Source organism: Nocardia sp. NPDC059236, from assembly GCF_042754085.1.
Lineage (GTDB): Bacteria > Actinomycetota > Actinomycetes > Mycobacteriales > Mycobacteriaceae > Nocardia.
On record NZ_JBHZAF010000058.1, the window covers coordinates 1 to 2,976 of the forward strand.

A 2,976-nucleotide genomic window follows, 5' to 3' on the forward strand; every position below is an offset into this window, starting at 1 on the left:
ACGTCGCGAACGCCTCGGCCGCGGCGTTCGCTGGCGGCTACGGGCACGGCCGCCGCAAGACCCAATCCTTCTGGGTCCACTTCTGGCTGTTCTGGTTCACCTTGGGAATCGGGAACATCCTCTACGCCAAGTACGTGATGGACTGGAACAAGAAGCACGGGTACTGAAGACGGCACTGCCGCGATAGAACAAACGGCCGCCCCCGTCGCTACCGGGGGCGGCCGTGCTGTATTCATCCTGCGGCTGGACAACGCCGAAACGCAACCGCCCCAGCCATTCCCCGGCTAGGGCGGTTGCGTCATTTGCGGGTCGCGTCGAGGTCACTCACGCGTCGACAGGTAGTCGCGCACTGGCGGTGATCTCGTTCGCTGCCTGCGCTAGCGCGACGATGGCGGGGTGCTCCGGCTGTCCGGCAATCGCGCCGAGTTCTTCGGCGATGTCTTGGATCCTGGCGCACAGGTCGCGGGCTTTTACCCAATCCAGGCTCTGGGTCTCGGTCACAATCCCTCCTCCGGGTCTTTCAGCTAGCTCGGCTCATCCCGGGCAAGCAGGTATGGAAAGACCCCCGGTGCAAGTGGTAGGACTCCAGTAGGTTTGCGGCGCAACTGAAGACACACGCCCGGGGGGCTTCCGTGAAGCAACGCGGGAATTGGGTTACCGGCGCTGCGTCATGACGTCCTCGATGCTGTCGCTACACACACCTCCCTTCGAGGCCCGAGCGTCGGAGTGGTCTTGGGGTTCGGGCGCCAGCGCTTCGTCCAACTCATAGCGAGGGACTCGGGTGCGCCAGTGATAGCACTCGGCCGGATCTACCGTCTGCAGGTCCGCGAAGGCTGTTACGCGCCGCGGGTTTCCGCCCACATGCGCCACGCTAGGAGTAATCACAACCGCGCAATCGACTCGGCGGAGAAGCCGGTACAGCATCCCCATTCGATCCTGATGCGAGTTGTCCACCGTGAGCACCCGCACAACTCGCAGGCCCAGCGCGTGGGCTCGCTGGCGGGCGTAGAACTCCGCCCAGTCCAGATCCGCTTTCGTGGTCAGCAGCGGACGGAAGATGTAGATCACGGCCTTGTCCGGTGGCGCGAGAGCCCTTGCCTCTTCGAGCGCTTCCGCCAGCAGGTCCGGGCCCGGCTCTGATGGTTCCGTCATGGTCCGCCCCCCTTCGGTCGTCTTGTTGGGTGGCACCCAGCGCCGAGGCGTCCGGCGCTCCCGGCGCTGGGGTTACCGGAAACGCTATGGCCGTGTCGGGTGCCAGCGGGGTGCCATTGGGTGCCAGCGGGGTGCCATTCGACCTACAGTTGACAGACGACCACCAGCCGCAGGGGAGCGCGCACATGATCGTCGTCACTACTTGGACTGCGCGAGATTGCCGCGCACTGCGAAAAGCACTCGGAATGAAGCAAACCGAGCTCGCCGACGATCTACTTGCCGGCCTTCGGACCTATAAGCGCTGGGAGAACGGCGGCACGATCGGCGAAGGCGGGCATGCCGCCCTGAGTGCGCGGCTCGCGAAATTGTCGCCCTCGCAAGCCGAAGCGTTTCGGCGCTTCCGGAATGGAGATGAGCCAGAACCGGCCGAAGTGCAGTCCGAGCCGCGGCGGCTCGATGCGGGACGGCCAGACGCTGCCACGATCGCGTCGGTGCGCACGACCCTGTGGGCCGCAATGGAACTCGATGACAAGCTCGGCTCACCCGCCGCGCTCGGTCTCGTCACTGCGCAAAAGGCACTCACCGCGGCCATGCTCCGCGATTGCGGCCCCGAACTGCAGCCCGCCCTGCTGAGCCTGTACGCCGAGTGGCATGGCCTCGCGGGCGCCCTGGCAGCTGACGACGGCGACCACGCGACCGCCGCGCAGTGCTACGAGGATGCTCGCGAATACGCCCACGACGCCGAGGATGACGACCTCGCCGCCTACATGCTGTGCCACATGTCGCAACTCGCGATATGGCAAGGGCGCCGGCGGATCGCCATGGACCACGCCACCGCGGCGCGGTCGTGGGTCACGCAGAGCGCGGACCGCCGCCTGCGCGCGTATGTGGGAATTCGATTCGCGGACGCCGCGGGCCGCATAGGTCAGCGCATGGCCGCGCTATCCGCCCTCGACGACGCCGCGCACGCCCTCGACGGCCTCACCCTGTCGTGCCATCCGAGCGAGAGCCGCGCCTATTTCGTCGGACCCGGCTTGCTCGAGTCTTTCAGCGGCCTGGTTCATACACAGCTCGGCGACCCTGCGCGCGGCGCGGAAGCATCACGCCACGCGGTCGGCCTGATTCCGGAGACCTTCGTTCGCGACCGCGCGCTGACGCTGCTGGAACTCGCCGACCCGCTCGGCCGGATGGGCGAGATCGAAGAGGCCGCAGCCGTCGTCGGCCACGCTGCCGAGATGACCGCGCAGAATCGTTCCCCGCGACTGGCCGACTCGATCCGATCCGCGCGAGCCCAGCTGTTGCCGTGGGCAGCGACGGCCCCCGTGATCGCGCTCGACGAGCAGCTCGTCGCGCGCGATATCGTGAGCAGGTGAGCGACCCCCGCATAGCTGCAGCACTGGCGACCCTCGAGCGCGCCAAGGCGCGGCTGATCGCGACCGGCGAGACGCGGACTATCCACGGTGGCGGCCGTGCGCCCGCCCGAAGCGATCGGTTCAATCGCGCGAGCGCGGAGATTCACGCAGCCAAGCAGGCGCGTAACCGGCTGCTGGTCGAGATCCTCGGCACCGACACGGACACGGTGCCGGTCGTGGTCGCGGAAGAGTTCGGTCTGACCGGGCGCGAGGCTATCCAGATCCTCGACACGGCCCGCGGAGGAACACGGCGATTGCAGCGGTTCCTGTTCGGGGACGACTGGCGAGCGCGCTGATCAGTACCGGTCGCCGAACTAACTGTGCCGTCTAGCTGCCCCTGACCTGGTCACAGGCGTCGGCGCTGGTCAGACCGGAAATATTACAATTGGTGCACTGCCGACCCTCTGCCCCG

At 67.0% G+C, this 2,976-nt stretch carries 4 protein-coding genes; 2 read left to right on the top strand and 2 right to left on the bottom strand.

The genetic code is table 11. From position 1 onward, the window contains the following. Positions 1-324 precede the first annotated feature (324 nt). Both ACFXIV_RS47725 and ACFXIV_RS47730 read right to left on the bottom strand, forming a co-directional pair. On the bottom strand, positions 325-501 hold the full coding sequence (locus ACFXIV_RS47725) for a hypothetical protein (RefSeq protein WP_379403981.1): 177 nt from the start codon (positions 499-501) through the stop codon (positions 325-327). 153 nt (positions 502-654) lie between these two features. Continuing rightward, positions 655-1,152 carry a hypothetical protein gene (locus ACFXIV_RS47730; RefSeq protein WP_379403980.1) on the bottom strand — a complete coding sequence of 166 codons (498 nt, stop codon included), beginning with the start codon at positions 1,150-1,152 and terminating at the stop codon, positions 655-657. Positions 1,153-1,397: 245 nt separating this feature from the next. Here ACFXIV_RS47730 and ACFXIV_RS47735 point away from each other — a divergent pair, with 245 nt between their 5' ends. Both ACFXIV_RS47735 and ACFXIV_RS47740 read left to right on the top strand, forming a co-directional pair. After that, complete coding sequence (locus ACFXIV_RS47735) at positions 1,398-2,525, top strand: hypothetical protein (RefSeq protein WP_379421516.1); 1,128 nt, start codon at positions 1,398-1,400, stop codon at positions 2,523-2,525. After that, positions 2,522-2,860, top strand: a complete 339-nt coding sequence (locus tag ACFXIV_RS47740) for a hypothetical protein (RefSeq protein ID WP_379403978.1) — start codon at positions 2,522-2,524, stop codon at positions 2,858-2,860. The genes ACFXIV_RS47735 and ACFXIV_RS47740 overlap by 4 nt, the downstream gene beginning before the upstream one ends. Positions 2,861-2,976 lie beyond the last annotated feature (116 nt).